This is a genomic window from Paenibacillus sp. (assembly GCF_035645195.1).
GTDB lineage: Bacteria > Bacillota > Bacilli > Paenibacillales > YIM-B00363 > Paenibacillus_AE.
The window spans coordinates 1-16,106 of sequence record NZ_DASQNA010000040.1 but is presented as its reverse complement, the minus strand read 5'-3'; the positions used below and the strand labels follow the sequence as shown (position 1 = coordinate 16,106).

Below are 16,106 nucleotides of genomic sequence, written 5' to 3'. Positions count from 1 at the left end.
GCAGCGGCCGCGGGCGGAGGCGCCGCCCCGCGCGACGACGCCGTGGGCCGCGAGCTCGCCGCCTTGGCCGACGGCGCCGCCGAAGGCGCGCGCCGCTGGGCGGCGGCGCTGCTCGAGCTCGCCCGCCGCGCGAACGGCGCGGGGCCGGCCGCCGCCATGGCGCGCGACGCGGCCGCCCGCTTCGCGGCCCTCGAGGACGCGCGGCGCGGCATCCTGCCGGAAGGCGGCTGGAGCGAGCCCGCCGCCCTGCCGCCCGGTCCCGTGCCGATCGGCGGACATACGCTGCCCGCGCTGCCGTACGCCTACGACGCGCTGGAGCCGCACCTCGACGCGGAAACGATCCGCATCCACCACAGCGTCCTCCATGCGAACTACGTCAAGGGGCTGAACGAAGCCGAACGCAGGCTCGAGCAGGCCAGAGAGACGAACGACTTCGCCCTCGTGAAGCATTGGGAGCGCGAGCTTGCCTTCCACGGCGCCGGGCACTACCTGCACACCGTCTACTTCTTCGGCATGAGTCCCGAAGGCGGCGGCGAGCCCGACGGTCCGCTCGCCGCCCGCATCCGGGCCGACTTCGGCAGCTTCGATTCGTTCCGGCGCCACTTCGCCGCAGCCGCCGAGAAAGTCGAAGGCAGCGGCTGGGCGCTGCTCGTCTGGTCGCCGCGGGCGGGGCGGCTGCAAATTTTGCAAGCCGAGAAGCACCAAAACTTGACGCAGTGGGACGACGTGCCGGTGCTCGCGATCGACGTCTGGGAACACTCCTATTTCTTAAAGTACAAACAAGAGCGCGCGCGGTACGTCGACGCCTGGTTCCGCGTCGTCAACTGGCCGTACGCGGGGGAACGGTTCGAGGAGGCGAGGCGCCTCGTCTGGAAGCCGTACTGAAGCGGCGGTCCCGGCCGGGCCGCAAGGACGGGATACAGGCCGAATCGTCCGGTTCGGCCTCAGCCGCCGCTTCCGGACGTCGCCGGGCGGCTCGACGGCGCTGCGCTCATGGCCGGCTCCGGCGGAACGCCGCGGCGTTCCTTTCGATTTGCGCCGCATGGTTCTCGGCGTGCTCCGCGTAACGGACGATCAGTCCCTGAAGCGTAATGTCGCCCAATTCGTCGTGCACTCCGACCCTCTCGAAATCGGCTTCGTCGAGCGTCCGCAGCACGCCCGCCATCGTTTCCCGCAGCAGCTTAAACAGAGGCAGGTACGGCCGATGGTCCAGCTCCGCATACCGCAGCCGCCGCGTCCACAACTCTTGGTACATCGTTCGAAGCGGAGGACGCTCCTCCGCGATGACGCGCTTCATCCGATCGACGACGACGGTTTCCGAATCGGCCATATGGATGACGATCTCCTTCGCGCTCCACGCCCCGGGGGCGGGGACGTATCGGAGCTCCTTCTCCGACAACCCTTGCACGGCGCGCTCGATCAGCTCCGCCCCCCTTGCGTAACGGTCGATCCATTCCATCCTATCTTTCATCGTGCGTTCCCCTTTCCGCTCAGCGCTCCAACGCCGGTCGTTTCCTATTAGATCGATAGTAAGCCCTTCGGCCGCCTTCGTCCAGAGCGCAGCTTGCTCGGCGTCGAGAGCGACGCCAAAAAGCCGGCGCTACCGCGCCGGCTTCCCGCTGAAACTTTACTCCCGTATTAACGACAAAAATTCCGTCCGCAGCGCCGAATCCGTCCGAAACCGGCCGCGCACCGCGGAGGTGACCGTTTTCGCCCCCGGCTTCTTCACGCCGCGCGCGCACATGCACAGATGCTCGCCTTCCACGACGACCATCGTGCCGTGCGGCCGCAGCACTTCCTCGAACGTGTCCGCGATTTGCGTCGTAATGCGCTCCTGCACCTGCAGCCTGCGCGTGATCGCCTCCACGAGGCGCGCGAATTTGCTGAGCCCCGCGATGGGACCGCTCGGGATGTACCCGATGTGCACCTTCCCGAAGAAGGGCGCCATATGATGCTCGCATTGCGAGTAATATACGATGTCCTTAACAATGACCAGCTCTTCGTGCCGTTCGTCGAACGTCACGCCCAGCACCTCGCGAGGATCGACCTCGTAGCCTGCGAAAATTTCCTCGTACATCTTCCGCACGCGCTTCGGCGTGTCGACCAGCCCTTCCCGGTCCGGGTCTTCTCCGATCAACCGAAGAATTTCTCGGATGTGTCCCTCGATCAGCTCCGCGTTTTCGTTCGCCAGCGAATTGATATAGGTCTTCACGTCCGCGTTCGGATTTCTCGGTTCGAATTTATTCGCGTCCAACTCGTTCCACCGCCTATCCAACTCGCTTTATTTGCGGCGCCGTCCCGGCTGGTTCCGCAACATTTGCTGCATTTGGTTCATTTGCTTCTGATTGACGTTGTAGCCCATCTTCTTCGCCATCTCCCGAAGCATTTCCGGGTTGTTCTGCATCGCTTCCATCTGTTTGCGCAAATAATACACGCCTATGAAAAAGCCACCGACAAGCCCGACGACGAGCGTTACGATCGGAATTACGATGTTATACCACGCCATGAAATCATCCACCCCAACGAGAAAAGATTCGTCGAAAACTGCTACCATCATAGCATGGACACGAGCGCGGACACAAACGCGGAGGCGCCGGGAAGAGCCGTCGCGCGAAAAGGCCCCCGGAATTGGGTTCCGAGGGCCTGCCGCGGGGCGGAATGCCCCTATGTCGTCGGCGGAGTCCCATGCTCGCGCTCGAACAGCGTTTGGTTGTTGCGGTGAAACTTCCGCAGGTTGCGCGGGAACGGGCACCCGTCGATCAGCGCGTCGATTCGGGCTTGATCGCGGGCGGCGACCGCCTCGCGCATCGCGCGCAAATACGCCAAATCTTTCGCCTGACGGCGCTTCATTTCGGCGGCGTCCGGCGTCTCTTCCCCGTGGCCCGGCACGAGCAGGGCGATTTCATGACGAGCGAGGATCGCGTCCAGCTTCCCGATCGTCGCCTCGTACAGTGTGCTGCTGTAGTACACAAACGGGAATTCGACGTCCGACAAATAATCGCCCGCGAGCAGCAGCCCGAGCGGTTCCACGACGGTGAACAGGCCGTCCGGGTTATGCCCCGGCGCTTGGTAGAACGTCAGCGTCGTCCCCCCGATGCGCAGCGCCTCTCCCTCTCCGGCGATCGCGTGATCCGGCTCGGGATACGTCATGTCGTACCCGCGCTCCACATAATAATCGTCGTCGAACGCGCGGATCAACTCGAGCGTTTGCTCGCGCTCCTCCTCGCTCCTGTCCGCGAACGCCCGGCTGGCGATCGTTCGCGCTCCCGGGAACGCCCCGTACCCGAGGATATGGTCGTAGTCGGAATGCGTAAACAGCACATAGAGCGGGAGGCCGTCCCGAACGCTCTCCGCGTATTCCCGGATCGCGTCCACTTCGTGCGGCAGCCATGTCGGGTCGACGACGAGCACCAAATCGTCGGTTCTCACGACGGCGGATACCGTTTTATACAAACTGCTCCGAAACAGGGCGACCGCCCCCTCCATCCACAGCTTCATTCCCGCTTCACCTCCCGATTGCCGCGCCGAGCAGCGCCTCGATTTCGTCCGCGTTCGTCGGCGCGGCCGACTGCAAATACTGGATCGCCCGCAGCGACGCTTCGTGCGCCTCCGGCGTCGAGCCGCTGACGGCGTCGACCGCCACCCGAACATAATAATCGTGCTGATGTGCGTCCACGCACGTGTAATGGACGCAGACGTCCGTCAAAAATCCGCAGACGATGAGCGTCTGCACGTTCAGCCCCCGCAGCAGCAAATCGAGATCCGTCGCGAAGAAGCAGCTGTATCGCCTCTTGACGACGCGGTACTCGCCGTCGAGCGGGCGCAGCGCCGCCGCGATTTCGACGTCCTCCGTTCCTTCGAGGCAGTGCACCCCCTCCGAGCCGTCCAGCTCCCGGCCGAAGTCCACCCCCTCCTTGCGATGCATCTCCTGCGTGAATATGACCGGCAGCTTCGCCTTGCGCGCCGCCGTCAGCAGCCGTTCGATGCCGCGCATCGCCGCCGGCGCTTCGAACACGGCCGGCAGGAACCCTTCCTGCGCGTCGATGATGAGCAGCGCCGCCTTGCCTGGCAATCGTTCCATCCTTCGCTCGCCTCTCTTCCGTTTATTCGAACAGCGCCGGATTCATGACCGTCGTCGGATCGACGGCCTCATCGATCAGTTCCTGCGCCAGGAAGAAATCGCTCATCACCCCGATCATCGCTTCCGTCGCCGCCGCGTCGTCCACCATCATCTTCTTCGCTTTCTCGCTCGTGTACAGCTCAAGTCCGTAGGCGATGTCCTTCACCTCTTCCGGCTTGCTGCCGATCACCTCGGCCACCGCCGCGTCCGCGTCGGCGTCGCCCGCTTCGAATTCGGCCACGCCGCGGTCGATCGCCTCCACCACGCTCTTGAACTGCGCGCCGTACTGCTCGACGGCGTTCTGCGTCGTCATCAGCACGTCGACGACGAGGCCCGGGGCGTCCGCGGTCGAATACAGCAGCGTGCCGCCGTTCTGCTGCGCTTCCGTCAGGAACGGCTCCCACGTCACCGCGGCGTCCACCTGGCCGCTCATGAACGTCGAGCCGGTCAGCTCGGGCGCCATGTTCACGAGCTCGACATCGGCGTCCGTCAGCCCGGCGGACTGCAGCGCATGCGACAGCAGGAAGTGATTGACCGCGCCGAGCGTGACCGCCACCTGCTTGCCCTTGAGGTCCGCAAGCTGCTTGATATCGCCGCCGGCCACGATGCCGTCGGCTCCGTTCGACACGTCGATCGCGTGAATCATCTGGAGCGGATTGTCGGCCGCTTCTTTCCCTTTCAACATGACGAGCGTGTCGAGCGTCGTAATCGCGGCGTCCGCTTGGCCCGCGACAACCGCCTGAGCCGCTTCCGTCGGGTTCGCAAACTGCAGCAGCTCGACGTCGACTCCGCTTTCTTCGAAATATCCTTTCGCGTCCGCGACGTACGCGCCCGCGCTTCCGACCCAAATGTTGTAGGCGATTCGTAACGTCTTTTCCGCTTCTCCGCCAGCCGGCGCCGCGGTTCCCCCGCCGGAGGCGCACCCCGCCGCCATCGCTCCGAACGCCAATAAGACCGCCATCCACTTCGCTGTTTTTCTCATGCCAATTCCTCCCGATCCCTCATGTTTTTATGAAAAAAAGCCCGGAGAGACATCGTAAGAACGATATCTCCCGGGCTTTTGTCCCTCCGTGTACGCACGCAGCGCGTTTTCTCTCGGACCTGTCCGGCGGGCTGCCGCCGCGGAACCCTAGAAAACTTACCCCAATCATAGCGGAGGATGAATGTGTATGTCAATATACTTAACACAAAATAAAACTAAGGGCTTTACTATCCACAAGAATGTAATGTTATATTACACAAGCATCACTATCATACTGTCTTTTTTCCGATCCAATGGGCAAAAAACAATACGGGGAATATCAAGATCATAAAAGGCAGGCTGACCCAAATCGTGCCCCACGTCATAATTCGATGTTCCAGCAACGCGTAATACAATCCCAAACTATAAGGTATAACGACGACGACCGATGTGATTACGCCCGGAGTGATCGAACGCAAAAGAACGGACTGACCGATATGGGTAAACGCATGGAGAAAGAAAACCAAAGTAACGACCGTAAAAAAATGAATGCTGCCGAGCGGACCTTGGTTCACATATTGGTTCGCCATATAAGTCGAACTGCTGACGAACAGAAAAACAATCAATACCGCAACAAAAAATTGCGCCGTCGACATCGAAAACTGTCGAACCACTCGACTCGCTATCGCCCTAGGCAATTTGGCGTAGAGCATCTCGCGCCGCCCCCCAGAGTATTGGCGAAAAAAAAAGACGCTCGCAGGCGTCTTCGAATAACATCATTACATGAGGACCGATTCCACGAACAACGTCGGATGCTTCGCCAAATCGAACTCTTTCACCTCGAGCTCGTCGTCGTCGCGTTTCACGACGCGGACGATCGGCCGGCTCGGCAGACCGCGATGCTGGCCGACGACGACGCCGACTTCTTTGTTCGTCAGCCGCACGGAGGAACCGGTCGGATACACCGACACCGTCTTCAGAAACTCGACAAGGACGTCCCGGTCGAGCTGCCTTCCCGCCATCGCCATCAACCGCTCGCACGCCTCGTGCGGCAGGATGCGCCTGCCGTTCTCGTCGAAGCTCGACACCAAATTATCGTACGCGTTGGCGACCGCCGCGATTTTCGCGTAGATATGAATCGCGTCCGCCTGGAGCCCCCGCGGCCGGCCGGTTCCGTTCACGTGCTCGTGATGCTGGAACGCGACGTGCGCGATGAGCAGGCTGTACTCCCGCTTCCCCTTGAGCGTCTCGAAGCCGCGCCATGCGTGGTGCCTGCGAGGATCCTCGTCCTCGTCCCCGTCCGGCGGCGCGCCCACTTTGCCGATGTCATGCAGCAGCGCGCCGATCGCGAGCTCCTTCAGCTGCGTCGGCGAGAAGCCCATGTTCATGCCGACGACGGACGACATCATGCACACGTTCATCGCGTGGAGATAGTCGGCGTTTTCCTTCGAACGAATGTCCGCAAGATGAACCAGCACGTCTTTGTTCCGCATGATGTCTTCCAGCAGCTGATCGATCGTGAGGCTTACGCTTTTCGTGCTGAACTCTTTCCCCGAGCGGACCGAATCGAACACTTGATTCATCTGGCGGATGACCGCCCGCTTCGTCTCCTCGGATACGACCTCTTGAATGTCTACGTCGTCGTACAGCTCGTCGCGAACGTATACGAACGTCACTCCGATCCGTTTCAACGTGCTGATCATGTAGACGGTCAGCTGCACGCCTTCGTTCAGCAGCACCGTCCCGTTGCTGGAAAAAATCGTCCGGCCCAAAAATTGCCCCGGCTCCAAATCGTCGATCGGAACGTATCTCACCTTGCGCACCTCGAGTCCTATCCGTATACCTTCGTTCCTATCATATCATGCCTGACAGGCGTCATTCACCGCTTTTTTTATCGCTTCCGCCGCTTCGGGATCGGTCTCCCGGTCCAGCGCCTCCCGGAGAGCCAGGGCCGCCTCCGCGCCGCCGATGCGCCCGAGCGCCCACGCCGCCGTGCCGCGGATGACCGGCCTCTCGTCCCTCAGGACAAGCTCGATCAGGTCGGGCACGGCGCTCTCGTCCTTGAAATTGCCGAGGGCGATGATCGCGTTGCGCTGGATCGGCTTTTTGCCGCGCCACGCCGCGGAGCTTGCGCCGAAGCGCTCCTTGAACTCGCGGTTCGACATGTGCAGCAGCGGCTTCAGCAGCGGCTTCGCGATGTCCGGGTCCGGCTGCAGCTCCGGCTGGTGCGTCCAGTTCATGCCCTTGTTTTTCGGGCAAACGATTTGGCACGTGTCGCAGCCGTACAGCCGGTTGCCGATTTTGCGCTTCAGCTCGTCGTCGACGAACCCTTTCGTCTGCGTGACGAACGAAATGCATCGGTTCGCGTCCAGCTCTCCTTTGCCGACGAGCGCGCCCGTCGGGCAGGCGTCGATGCAAATCGTACAGTCGCCGCAGCTGTCCGTCACCGGCGTATCCGGCGGGAACGGGATGTCCGTGATCATGTCGCCGAGGAACACCCACGAGCCGAATTCGGGCGTAATGACGGCGCAGTTGTTGCCGTACCAGCCGATGCCGGCCCGCTCCGCGACCGCCCGGTCGACGAGCGCGCCCGTGTCGACCATCGACTCGACACGGCATTCCGGAACGAGCGTCTTCAAGAACGCCTCGAGCTTGCCCATTCTCTCGCGCAGCACCTTATGGTAGTCCTCTCCCCAAGCGGCCCGCGCCATGATGCCGCGGTATGCGCCCGGCTCGGATTTCGGCGGCGACTTCATTTTGCTCGGGTAGGCGATCGCGATCGACAGGATCGACCTCGGCTCCCCGCCCGGGAAGCTGAGCCGCGGATCGATCCGTTTCTCGAGATCCGGCTCCTCGAAGCCCGATTCCCGCCCCGCCTCGCGGTGCCGCTTCAACACGTCGAGCAACTCTACGAACGGATCCGCCGACGCGAAGCCGAGCTTGTCGATGCCGAGCTTAGGCGCCTCCTCGAGCAGCCGGCGTTTCACCTCGAGCCATCGTTCCTGTTCCGACATATGCATTTCCCTCCTTTCCCCGTTTTCCCCTATTCGCTATTCTTCCCAAAATACAACGAAGCCCCGGTCTCAACCTGCAGACCCGGGCGTTGCGTCGTCTCTCGTTTTCCACAGCTCGTAATACCGCAGCGCCTCCTCGTCCTGGAACGGAGCCGCTCCTTCCTTCATGCGTTTCATCAAAGCGTTCAGGCCGTCCTTCACCTTCGACTCTACGAGCGCCGGGTATTGGTACAGCACCCGATGCGAGCGGTACTCCTCCTCGTCGACGATGTGGATCGTGCCGTCGGGCAGCTTGATCGCATCGAGATCGTAATCGATGTACGTCACCGTGTTGTCGTAATGCGTGAACGGCGAAGCGATGTTGCAATAATAACGCACGCCTGTCGTTTCGAGCAGCGCCACGATGTTAAACCAATGCCCCGGCAAAAAGAACGTAACCCCCGGCACCCGGCTGACCCATTCTTTCCCGTCGGCCTCCCGTATGCGCGTGCCGTGATTGATATACACGTGGAATTGCTCCTTCGCATGAAGGGGATGCAGCTCCCCCTTCGGGACCGGCCAATTTTCGAACCAGATGCGGTGGATGTGACCGTTATGCTTAAAGCTTTTGATCACCACGTTATTCTCCGATGACATAAGCAAAACACCTTCCATGCGCGAAGAAACAAAAAGCATATCGGCTTCCGATACGCTTTGAATTTTAATATATGTTTCTAACTATATTATAATTACGTGCCCGCTACAATGCTAAGTTTCTTGAAAGCCGTCGTGAAGGAGTTCATATCGAACCCGAGCGATTCGAAGACGGGCAGCACGGGCTCGTTGTGGGTGTCGACCGGCACCAAAATCCGGTTGACCTTGCGTTCGACGAAACGCTCCCGCAGCGTCCGGATCAACGTCTTGCCGACGCCTTTGCGGCGGTGGAACGGATCGACCGCAATTCGGTAGTAATAACCGTCGTTATTGTCGATCGTACCGATGACGACGCCGAGAATCGCGCCATCCTCTTCGGCGATCATAACCAAGCTGCTGTCCCACGACAGTTGGCGGGCGAACGCCTCCATCGTATCGTGAAAGCAAGCTTCCGAGAGGGAGTTTTCCATCAACTGCGTGACTTCGGCATAATCCGACAACTGAAACGGACGAACGTGCATAAGCTTCTCTCCCACTTTTACGAAAGTCGTAACGGAATAAATACGACAAAATTCCGCAAATTCCTCCTAAAATATTAAAATATCGTGAATAAAAATACAATAGATAAGTTTTTCTCGTGATAGCGCTTACTTTAAAGCGTTTACACGGTTTCTCCGGAGTCTGTCGGCGTATAAGTTCTGGATAACGGTGCATATTACGCATGGTTGATTCGCTTTCCGCCGCGAAGGGGGTGGAGGAATGGAAGAAAAGTTGCGCCTGCTCCAAGAGCTTGCGGACGTGCCGCTCGAGGAGTGGACGGAAGCGGAGCTTCGCGAGTTCCACTATGTGTTGGCCGACGTGTCCCCGTGGCTGAACTCGCAGGGCGTTTCGCTGCATCATCAAGTGATTAACGAGCTGATGGAGCGCGATCATTCGAGAAAATGAAGCGGCGCCTCTATCGCTGACGGACTCCTGCCTCGCTTGATTCCGGGCGTCGCCTTCGCGCCGCCCTCCTCCATGTCCCGACGAACGCCTGCGCGCGGAGCACGTCCGAGTTTGCGTCGATGCCTTTACAAGAAAAACACTCTTGGTTTGCGCCGCAGCCTCTACGGAAAAACACGCCGTATGCCCGCCTCAACCCGCCGACTTTAGAAACATAAATGTTGATTTATTCATGTCGTTGGGGGATAATGAACGTGATACTAAATTACATATTATTGGGAGGAATGCTTCTCATGCCACACCAATTGCCACCGTTGCCTTACCCGAACAACGCGCTTGAGCCGCACATCGACGAAACGACGATGATGATTCACCACGATCGTCACCATGCGACGTACGTGAACAGCTTGAACGCCGCGCTCGAAAAATATCCGGAGCTTCAAGAGAAGTCCCTGGAAGACTTGATCTCCGACCTGAACGCAGTTCCGGAAGACATCCGCACGGCGGTTCGCAACCACGGCGGCGGTCACTCCAACCACTCGATCTTCTGGTCGACGATCGGCCCGAACGGCGGCGGCGAGCCGACCGGCGCGCTGAAAGACGCGATCGACACCGAGCTCGGCGGTTACGAAGCGTTCAAAGACGCATTCACGAAAGCCGCTACGACGCGTTTCGGCTCCGGCTGGGCGTGGCTCGCGGTGGACAAGTCCGGCAAGCTCGTCGTGACGAGCACGCCGAACCAAGACAGCCCGTACATGGAAGGCATGACGCCGATCCTCGGCATCGACGTTTGGGAGCACGCGTACTACCTCAAGTACCAAAACAAGCGCCCGGACTACATCAGCGCATTCTTCAACGTCATCGACTGGAACGCTGTCGGCGCGCGTTACGAAGCTGCGAAGAAGTAATTCCATCGATACGGCAAAGGCAGCCCCTAGGGGCTGCCTTTTTCGTTGCCGTTATGCGCCGGCGCGGGCATCGTCGATAAAGCCTTCCGCGCGCAGCAAGCGCACGAACACGTTCGGCAGCGGATGCAGCGCCATGCCGTCGCGGTCGACCCAGCGGTAGCCGTCGGGCAGCGCCGCGTCGTCGGGGGCGATGGCAAGCCGGTGCAGGCGCAGGTTCCAGTGGATGTGGCTGAACGTGTGCTCCGCCTCGCCGGCCGGACCTGCGGGCGCGACGGCGACGCGAGAGCCGCTCAACTCGCCGGCGAGCCAGCCGGCCAGCGCGTCGCCGACCGCCGCGTCCGGCATCGCCGGCGACCAGCCCGCCGCCGCGAATTCCACGTGCGGCAGCTCCCACATGCCCGCGAGCAGCCCCTGCGCGGGGCGTCTGCGCAGCAGCACGCGGCGGCCGTCTCCGCTGACGACGAGCGCGCACGCCCGATATTCCGGGCGCGGCGGCTTCGCCTTCGTTTTGATCGGCAGCGCCTCTTCCTTGCCTTCCAGCCGGCCGGCGCATTTCGCCATGACCGGACAGACGAGGCAGTGAGGCGACTTCGGCGTGCAGACGAGCGCTCCGAGCTCCATGATCGCTTGGTTGAAGTCCGACGCTTCCCCGTCCGGGATCAGCTCGTACTGCAGCCGCTCCATGAGTGCGCGCGTGCCGCCCTTCGCCACGTCCTCCTCGATGCAGAAATAGCGCGACAGCACCCGCATGACATTGCCGTCGACCGCCGGCTCCCGCTGATTGAAGGCGATGCTCATGACCGCCCCCGCCGTGTACGGGCCTACCCCTTTCAGCGAGGAGAACTGCTCCTTGCTGTCGGGCACCTTCCCGCCGTATTTTTCCGCCACTTCCCGCGCCGCCGCCTGCAGATTGCGCGCTCGCGAATAGTACCCGAGGCCTTCCCACGCCTTCAGGACGACGTCCTCCGGCGCCTCCGCCAACGCCTCCACGGTCGGGAACAGCGTCACGAACCGTTCGAAGTACGGCTTTACCGTTTCCACCCGCGTTTGCTGCAGCATAACCTCCGACACCCAAATATGGTACGGGTCCCGGCTCCGGCGCCACGGCAGGTCGCGCTTTTGCTTCCGGTACCATTCCAACAGCTCTATGCTGAAATATTGCTTCGCTTCTTGATTGTCCATACTTTCGTTTCCCGCTCTCCCTCGACATTCGATCGGTCGAACCGTTTCTCCGCATTATAAAGGGGATCGCGGTCCTTGCCAACCGGGAAGCGCAGAGGTTGCGCGCGGCTGCCGGCATGTTCGGCTCCCGCCGCGCTGTGTCTCCCCTTACCAAGCGCCCCTCGGACTTCGACTCTACAGCCGTTCCGCCACCGCGAAGGCGCTCGCCCATCCGTCCGCATGCGAAATCGACACGTGCACGACAAGCCCTTCCGCAATGGGGCGGGCCACGGTGCACGCGGGACGCCCCCGTTCGTCGGGCAGCACCTCGATGTCGCAGAAGCCGAGCTCCGCGCCGATGCCGCAGCCGAGCGCCTTCGCCACCGCCTCTTTCGCCGCCCATCGCCCCGCTACGAACTCGACGCTCCGCGCCCGCGAGAACCTTTTCTGGACAAAATACGCTTGTTCCTTCTCGGTCAACACCCGCCGCAAAAACGCCTCGCCTCTGGCGCCCTCCAGCAGCTTGCCGATTCGTTCGAGTCCGATGATGTCCGTTCCGATGCCGATGATCATTCGTTTATCGCCACTCCGTTGCGCATAGTTGCTTCCAGTGTACCGAAAAATAGTACAATATGCGAAAATAAAGGGACATTTCCCAAGGGGGGTTGACGATGTCATACGGATGGGCGAACGCGCCCGAACCGACGAAACGTCAAACGGAGGATTTCGTGCGGCAGCTGCGGGAGACGCTCGGCGACAACTTGATCGGCGTCTACCTGCACGGATCGCTGGCGACGGACTCGTTCCAGCCGGCGCGCAGCGACGTCGACGTGCTCGCGGTGTGCGAGGAAGCGGTGGACGACGACGCCAAAACGGCGCTCGCCAACGCCCTCCTTCGCCGCTCGAGCGATCCGAGCCCGCTGGAGGTGCATCTGTGCACGCGCGCGCAGCTTCATCCGTGGCGGCATCCGAGCCCGTTCGCCTTCCACTGGAGCGAAGGGTGGCGGGGCCGCTTCGCCGCGGCGCGGGACGGCGCCGACGACGGGGCAGGCTTCGCCGCGCTGCCGGCGTTCGCGGGCGGCGTCGACGCCGATCTCGCGGCGCATGTGCGCGCGGCGCGCGACCGCGGCGTCGCGCTGTACGGCGCGCCCGCGGCGGAGGCGCTGCCGGCGGTGCCGGACGCGGACGTCCGCGCGGCGATCCTTGCCGACGTCGACGTGCCGTTCCGCGACGTTTCGCGCGAGCCGGTGTACTACGTGCTCAACCTGCTGCGCGCGATGCGCTTCGACGCCGACGGGGCGATGCTGTCGAAGGAGGAGGCGGGCGTTTGGGGGCTTGCCGCGATGCCGCTGCACATCGAGGTCGTCGCTGACGCCCTGAAGCTGTACCGGCGCCCGGAGCCGCGCGAGTCGCTCCACTTCGACGTGGAGCCGCTGCAGGCGTTCCTCGGCGCCGCCCGCCGCCGGCTGCGCCTGCAGTAGGCGGGGCGCGGCCCGCGGCGTTCGCGGTGCGTGTAGTCGGAGTTTCTCCGACTATTTCGCCTCCCGCGGGCTTCGCGGTGCGTGTAGTCGGAGGTTCTCCGACTATTTCGCCTCCGGCGGGCTTCGCGGCCCATTTAGTCGGAGTTTCTCCGACTATTTCGCCTCCCGCGGCGTTCGCGGCTCGTATAGTCGGAATTTCTCCGACTATTTCGCCTCCGGCGGGCTTCGCGGCCCGTGTAGTCGGAGTTTCTCCGACTATTTCGCCTCCCGCGACCCTCCCGGCCCATATAGTCGGAGTTTCTCCGACTATTTCGCCTCCGGCGGGCTTCGCGGCCCGTATAGTCGGAGTTTCTCCGACTTTTTCGCCTCCGGCGGGCTTCGCGGCCCATGTAGTCGGAGTTTCTCCGACTATTTCGCCTCCCGCGGGCTTCGCGGCCCATTTAGTCGGAGTTTCTCCGACTTTTTCGCCTCCCGCGGGCTTCGCGGCTCGTATAGTCGGAATTTCTCCGACTATTTCGCCTCCCGCGGCCAAACCGCTTACAGACCGCCGCCGCGCCGTCCAACCGCCGAATAAGGAACATTTGTCCCTTACAAACCGCCGCCGCGCCGCCCAACCGCCGAATAAGAAACATTTGTCCCTTACAAACCGCCGCCATGCCGCCCAACCGCCGAATAAGAAACATTTGTCCCTTACTGACCGCCGCCGCGTCGCCCAACCGCCGAATAAGAAACATTTGACCCTTACAGACTGCCGCCATGCCTCCCAACCGCCGAATAAGAAACATTTGTCCCTTACTGACCGCCGCCGCGCCGTCCAACCGCCGAATAAGGAACATTGGTCCCTTGCAATCCGCCGCCGCCGCGCCGCCCAACCGCCGAATAAGCGACATTCGGCGCTCATTCCCGCCACGGGCACCGCCATGCGGGCTTACCAACGCCCCGCCTCCGCCGCGGCCCAAGCGCGCAGCAAAAAGCCCGACGCAACCATGGCGTCGGGCTTGCCGCCGTCCCCTTAAATCCCGGGGATCGGCAGGCGCTTATGCGCGGTTTTCTCGTATTGCCGCTCCAACTTCAAGCGCATCGCTTCGTCGATCGGCTTGCCTTCCAAATAATCCGAGTTCGCCTCGTACGAAATGCCAAGCTCGCCCTCGTCCGTCTGCCCTTCCCAGAGGCCGGCCGTCGGCGCCTTCGCCAGGATCGGCTCCGGCACGCCGAGCGCCTTCGCGAGCATCCGCACCTGCCGCTTGTTCAGCGTGCTGAGCGGCGTAATGTCGACCGCGCCGTCGCCGTACTTCGTGAAGAAGCCGGTGATCGCTTCGGACGCGTGGTCGGTGCCGACGACGAGCAGGTTCATCTCGAACGCCAGCGCGTACTGCATCACCATGCGGGTGCGCGCCTTCACGTTCCCCTTGCCCTCCTTGCTGATGTGGCGATGGATGCCGAGCGCTTTGAGCGCATACTCGGTTTCGATCGCGACTTCGTCCACCGCTTCCTGAATGTTCATCTCCACGGCGTGCTCGAGCTGGAACGCCTCCACGACGGAGCGGCTGTCCTCAATGTCCGCCTGCTCGCCGTACGGCTGCAGCACGCCGACCGTCCGATAATCCATGCCGGTTTCCGAACGAAGCTCGTCCGTCGCGCGTTTGCACAGCCCCGCCGTCACGGCGGAATCGATGCCGCCGCTGATCGCGATGAGCAGCCCCGTCGTGCCCGATTTGCGCACGTACTCCTTCAAGAAATCGACCCGGCGCCGAATTTCTTCGTCGACGTTAATTTCCGGTTTGACGCCCAACGCGGCGATAATTTCCTGCTGCTTGCTCAACCGTCCCACTCCTCGCGTACCCTTTTACCAACGATTGTACCCCTTCCGCGCGACAATTTCCAACAGGAAGCCGTTGAAAAAGGTAATGCTTTTTCATCCCCGCTTTGCTACGATGACTATAACCTAGACAGATAATAGAGAGGCGAGAGGAGAAACCGGAATGATCGATATTCACTGTCACATTTTGCACGGGGTGGACGACGGCGCCCAGGACCTCGACATGGCCGTCGCCATGGCGAGAATGGCCGTCGAAGACGGCGTGCGCACGATCGTCGCGACGCCCCATTTCAATAACGTTTGGAAGGTAGAACGGGACACCGTCATCGCGAAAACGAAAGAGCTGCAAGCGGAGCTCGACCGCCTCGGCATTCCGCTCTCGATTCGATACGGCAACGAGCTGCGGCTGGAGAACGGCTCCTTCATTCGCGAAGCGCTGAGCACCGGCAATTTCTGCCCCTTGAACGACAATCCGAAATTCGTGCTGATGGAGGAGCCGTGGGAAGGTTTCCACCCGGACACGTGGGACGTCATCGAAGAGTTCCGCGGCCGGGGCACGAAAATCATTTTGGCGCATCCGGAGCGGCACGGATTTTTCCGCGCCGAGCCGTCCCTGCTCGACCGGATGCTGGCGACCGGCGTCGTATGGACGCAGGTGTCGGCCGGCAGCCTGATCGGCGAGTACGGCGTGGACGCGCAGGCGTTCGCTTACGGGCTCGTCGATCGCGGGCTCGCGCATACGCTGGCGACGGACGCGCATAACATGACGCGCAAGCCGCTGCTCGCGCACGCCTACGACGCCGTCGCCGCGAGAGCCGGCGCCGCCGCGGCGGACGCCATCCGCGAGCGGATGCGGTCGATCGCCGGCTGAACCCGGAGCTTCTATCCGAGAGACCCGACACGAAGCAAAACCCCCCTCCCGGGCGTGGTCAAGGCCCCATTTAGCGGACAGTGGAAATAAGCCCTAGGCTGCAAGCTGACGTCGGTACTCAACCGGCGTCAGCTTGTTTAATTTCCTTTGCGGTCGTCCTTGGTTATAAAAAATGATATATTCCTCAATTCGCCTT

20 protein-coding genes and 1 riboswitch are annotated in these 16,106 nt (G+C 61.8%); of the genes, 5 read left to right on the top strand and 15 right to left on the bottom strand.

What is annotated here, in order from left to right:
* Positions 1-885: superoxide dismutase (locus VE009_RS22230; RefSeq protein WP_325011495.1), on the top strand; the 885-nt coding region annotated here is incomplete at its 5' end.
* A 106-nt stretch (positions 886-991) separates the two neighbouring features.
* On the opposite strand, the gene VE009_RS22225 is transcribed toward VE009_RS22230, so the two are convergent.
* The 11 genes from VE009_RS22225 to VE009_RS22175 form a co-directional block, all read right to left on the bottom strand.
* Positions 992-1,471, bottom strand: a complete 480-nt coding sequence (locus VE009_RS22225; protein WP_325011494.1) for a DinB family protein — start codon at positions 1,469-1,471, stop codon at positions 992-994.
* Positions 1,472-1,627: 156 nt separating this feature from the next.
* A complete protein-coding gene (gene folE / locus VE009_RS22220; RefSeq protein ID WP_414694921.1) occupies positions 1,628-2,254 on the bottom strand; it encodes a GTP cyclohydrolase I FolE in 627 nt (208 codons plus the stop codon).
* Positions 2,255-2,281: 27 nt separating this feature from the next.
* Complete coding sequence (locus VE009_RS22215; RefSeq protein ID WP_325011493.1) at positions 2,282-2,506, bottom strand: YneF family protein; 225 nt, start codon at positions 2,504-2,506, stop codon at positions 2,282-2,284.
* A 158-nt stretch (positions 2,507-2,664) separates the two neighbouring features.
* The gene (locus VE009_RS22210) at positions 2,665-3,498 is read right to left on the bottom strand and encodes an MBL fold metallo-hydrolase (RefSeq protein ID WP_325011492.1); all 834 of its coding nucleotides are present in this window, start codon (positions 3,496-3,498) and stop codon (positions 2,665-2,667) included.
* Positions 3,499-3,505: 7 nt separating this feature from the next.
* Positions 3,506-4,081 (bottom strand): isochorismatase family cysteine hydrolase, encoded by a 576-nt coding sequence (locus VE009_RS22205; RefSeq protein WP_325011491.1) that lies wholly within the window; start codon positions 4,079-4,081, stop codon positions 3,506-3,508.
* Positions 4,082-4,103: 22 nt separating this feature from the next.
* Positions 4,104-5,102 carry an ABC transporter substrate-binding protein gene (locus VE009_RS22200; RefSeq protein ID WP_325011490.1) on the bottom strand — a complete coding sequence of 333 codons (999 nt, stop codon included), beginning with the start codon at positions 5,100-5,102 and terminating at the stop codon, positions 4,104-4,106.
* A 65-nt stretch (positions 5,103-5,167) separates the two neighbouring features.
* Positions 5,168-5,264: riboswitch (guanidine-I (ykkC/yxkD leader) on the bottom strand.
* A gap of 107 nt (positions 5,265-5,371) precedes the next feature.
* Positions 5,372-5,794, bottom strand: coding sequence for an HXXEE domain-containing protein (locus tag VE009_RS22195; protein ID WP_325011489.1), 423 nt, complete (start codon positions 5,792-5,794; stop codon positions 5,372-5,374).
* A gap of 66 nt (positions 5,795-5,860) precedes the next feature.
* Complete coding sequence (locus VE009_RS22190; RefSeq protein ID WP_325011496.1) at positions 5,861-6,895, bottom strand: HD-GYP domain-containing protein; 1,035 nt, start codon at positions 6,893-6,895, stop codon at positions 5,861-5,863.
* Positions 6,896-6,940: 45 nt separating this feature from the next.
* A complete protein-coding gene (gene queG, locus VE009_RS22185; RefSeq protein ID WP_325011488.1) occupies positions 6,941-8,095 on the bottom strand; it encodes a tRNA epoxyqueuosine(34) reductase QueG in 1,155 nt (384 codons plus the stop codon).
* 69 nt (positions 8,096-8,164) lie between these two features.
* Positions 8,165-8,731 carry a DUF402 domain-containing protein gene (locus tag VE009_RS22180; protein ID WP_325011487.1) on the bottom strand — a complete coding sequence of 189 codons (567 nt, stop codon included), beginning with the start codon at positions 8,729-8,731 and terminating at the stop codon, positions 8,165-8,167.
* Between the two features lie 92 nt (positions 8,732-8,823).
* Complete coding sequence (locus VE009_RS22175) at positions 8,824-9,249, bottom strand: GNAT family N-acetyltransferase (RefSeq protein WP_325011486.1); 426 nt, start codon at positions 9,247-9,249, stop codon at positions 8,824-8,826.
* A 238-nt stretch (positions 9,250-9,487) separates the two neighbouring features.
* On the opposite strand from VE009_RS22175, the gene VE009_RS22170 reads away from it, so the two are divergent.
* Both VE009_RS22170 and VE009_RS22165 read left to right on the top strand, forming a co-directional pair.
* Positions 9,488-9,673, top strand: a complete 186-nt coding sequence (locus VE009_RS22170) for a hypothetical protein (RefSeq protein ID WP_325011485.1) — start codon at positions 9,488-9,490, stop codon at positions 9,671-9,673.
* A 290-nt stretch (positions 9,674-9,963) separates the two neighbouring features.
* Positions 9,964-10,578 (top strand): superoxide dismutase, encoded by a 615-nt coding sequence (locus VE009_RS22165; RefSeq protein ID WP_325011484.1) that lies wholly within the window; start codon positions 9,964-9,966, stop codon positions 10,576-10,578.
* A 51-nt stretch (positions 10,579-10,629) separates the two neighbouring features.
* Here the strand turns inward: VE009_RS22165 and mutY are convergent, their stop codons facing one another.
* Together mutY and acpS are read right to left on the bottom strand one after the other, a co-directional pair.
* Positions 10,630-11,760 (bottom strand): A/G-specific adenine glycosylase, encoded by a 1,131-nt coding sequence (gene mutY / locus VE009_RS22160; protein ID WP_325011483.1) that lies wholly within the window; start codon positions 11,758-11,760, stop codon positions 10,630-10,632.
* Between the two features lie 174 nt (positions 11,761-11,934).
* Entirely contained in the window at positions 11,935-12,312 is a 378-nt protein-coding gene (acpS, locus tag VE009_RS22155; RefSeq protein ID WP_325011482.1) for a holo-ACP synthase, read from the bottom strand.
* A 98-nt stretch (positions 12,313-12,410) separates the two neighbouring features.
* Here acpS and VE009_RS22150 point away from each other — a divergent pair, with 98 nt between their 5' ends.
* Positions 12,411-13,220, top strand: coding sequence for an aminoglycoside adenylyltransferase domain-containing protein (locus tag VE009_RS22150; RefSeq protein WP_325011481.1), 810 nt, complete (start codon positions 12,411-12,413; stop codon positions 13,218-13,220).
* A 1,012-nt stretch (positions 13,221-14,232) separates the two neighbouring features.
* Here the strand turns inward: VE009_RS22150 and nadE are convergent.
* The gene (nadE, locus tag VE009_RS22145) at positions 14,233-15,042 is read right to left on the bottom strand and encodes an ammonia-dependent NAD(+) synthetase (protein WP_325011480.1); all 810 of its coding nucleotides are present in this window, start codon (positions 15,040-15,042) and stop codon (positions 14,233-14,235) included.
* Between the two features lie 160 nt (positions 15,043-15,202).
* Between nadE and VE009_RS22140 the strand changes: the two genes are divergently transcribed.
* Positions 15,203-15,910 (top strand): tyrosine-protein phosphatase, encoded by a 708-nt coding sequence (locus VE009_RS22140; RefSeq protein WP_325011479.1) that lies wholly within the window; start codon positions 15,203-15,205, stop codon positions 15,908-15,910.
* 93 nt (positions 15,911-16,003) lie between these two features.
* Here the strand turns inward: VE009_RS22140 and VE009_RS22135 are convergent, their stop codons facing one another.
* Positions 16,004-16,099: an IS3 family transposase gene (locus VE009_RS22135; protein WP_325010872.1), complete on the bottom strand. Its 96-nt coding sequence runs from the start codon at positions 16,097-16,099 to the stop codon at positions 16,004-16,006.
* Positions 16,100-16,106 lie beyond the last annotated feature (7 nt).

Coding starts and splice junctions, on each gene's coding strand:
- VE009_RS22170 (WP_325011485.1), top strand. CDS start 9,488: ATGGAAGAAAAGTTGCGCCTGCTCCAAGAGCTTGCGGACGTGCCGCTC.
- VE009_RS22215 (WP_325011493.1), bottom strand. CDS start 2,506: ATGGCGTGGTATAACATCGTAATTCCGATCGTAACGCTCGTCGTCGGG.
- VE009_RS22180 (WP_325011487.1), bottom strand. CDS start 8,731: ATGTCATCGGAGAATAACGTGGTGATCAAAAGCTTTAAGCATAACGGT.
- VE009_RS22165 (WP_325011484.1), top strand. CDS start 9,964: ATGCCACACCAATTGCCACCGTTGCCTTACCCGAACAACGCGCTTGAG.
- VE009_RS22200 (WP_325011490.1), bottom strand. CDS start 5,102: ATGAGAAAAACAGCGAAGTGGATGGCGGTCTTATTGGCGTTCGGAGCG.
- VE009_RS22210 (WP_325011492.1), bottom strand. CDS start 3,498: ATGAAGCTGTGGATGGAGGGGGCGGTCGCCCTGTTTCGGAGCAGTTTG.
- VE009_RS22205 (WP_325011491.1), bottom strand. CDS start 4,081: ATGGAACGATTGCCAGGCAAGGCGGCGCTGCTCATCATCGACGCGCAG.
- mutY (WP_325011483.1), bottom strand. CDS start 11,760: ATGGACAATCAAGAAGCGAAGCAATATTTCAGCATAGAGCTGTTGGAA.
- queG (WP_325011488.1), bottom strand. CDS start 8,095: ATGTCGGAACAGGAACGATGGCTCGAGGTGAAACGCCGGCTGCTCGAG.
- VE009_RS22225 (WP_325011494.1), bottom strand. CDS start 1,471: ATGAAAGATAGGATGGAATGGATCGACCGTTACGCAAGGGGGGCGGAG.
- acpS (WP_325011482.1), bottom strand. CDS start 12,312: ATGATCATCGGCATCGGAACGGACATCATCGGACTCGAACGAATCGGC.
- VE009_RS22150 (WP_325011481.1), top strand. CDS start 12,411: ATGTCATACGGATGGGCGAACGCGCCCGAACCGACGAAACGTCAAACG.
- VE009_RS22175 (WP_325011486.1), bottom strand. CDS start 9,249: ATGCACGTTCGTCCGTTTCAGTTGTCGGATTATGCCGAAGTCACGCAG.
- VE009_RS22195 (WP_325011489.1), bottom strand. CDS start 5,794: ATGCTCTACGCCAAATTGCCTAGGGCGATAGCGAGTCGAGTGGTTCGA.
- VE009_RS22140 (WP_325011479.1), top strand. CDS start 15,203: ATGATCGATATTCACTGTCACATTTTGCACGGGGTGGACGACGGCGCC.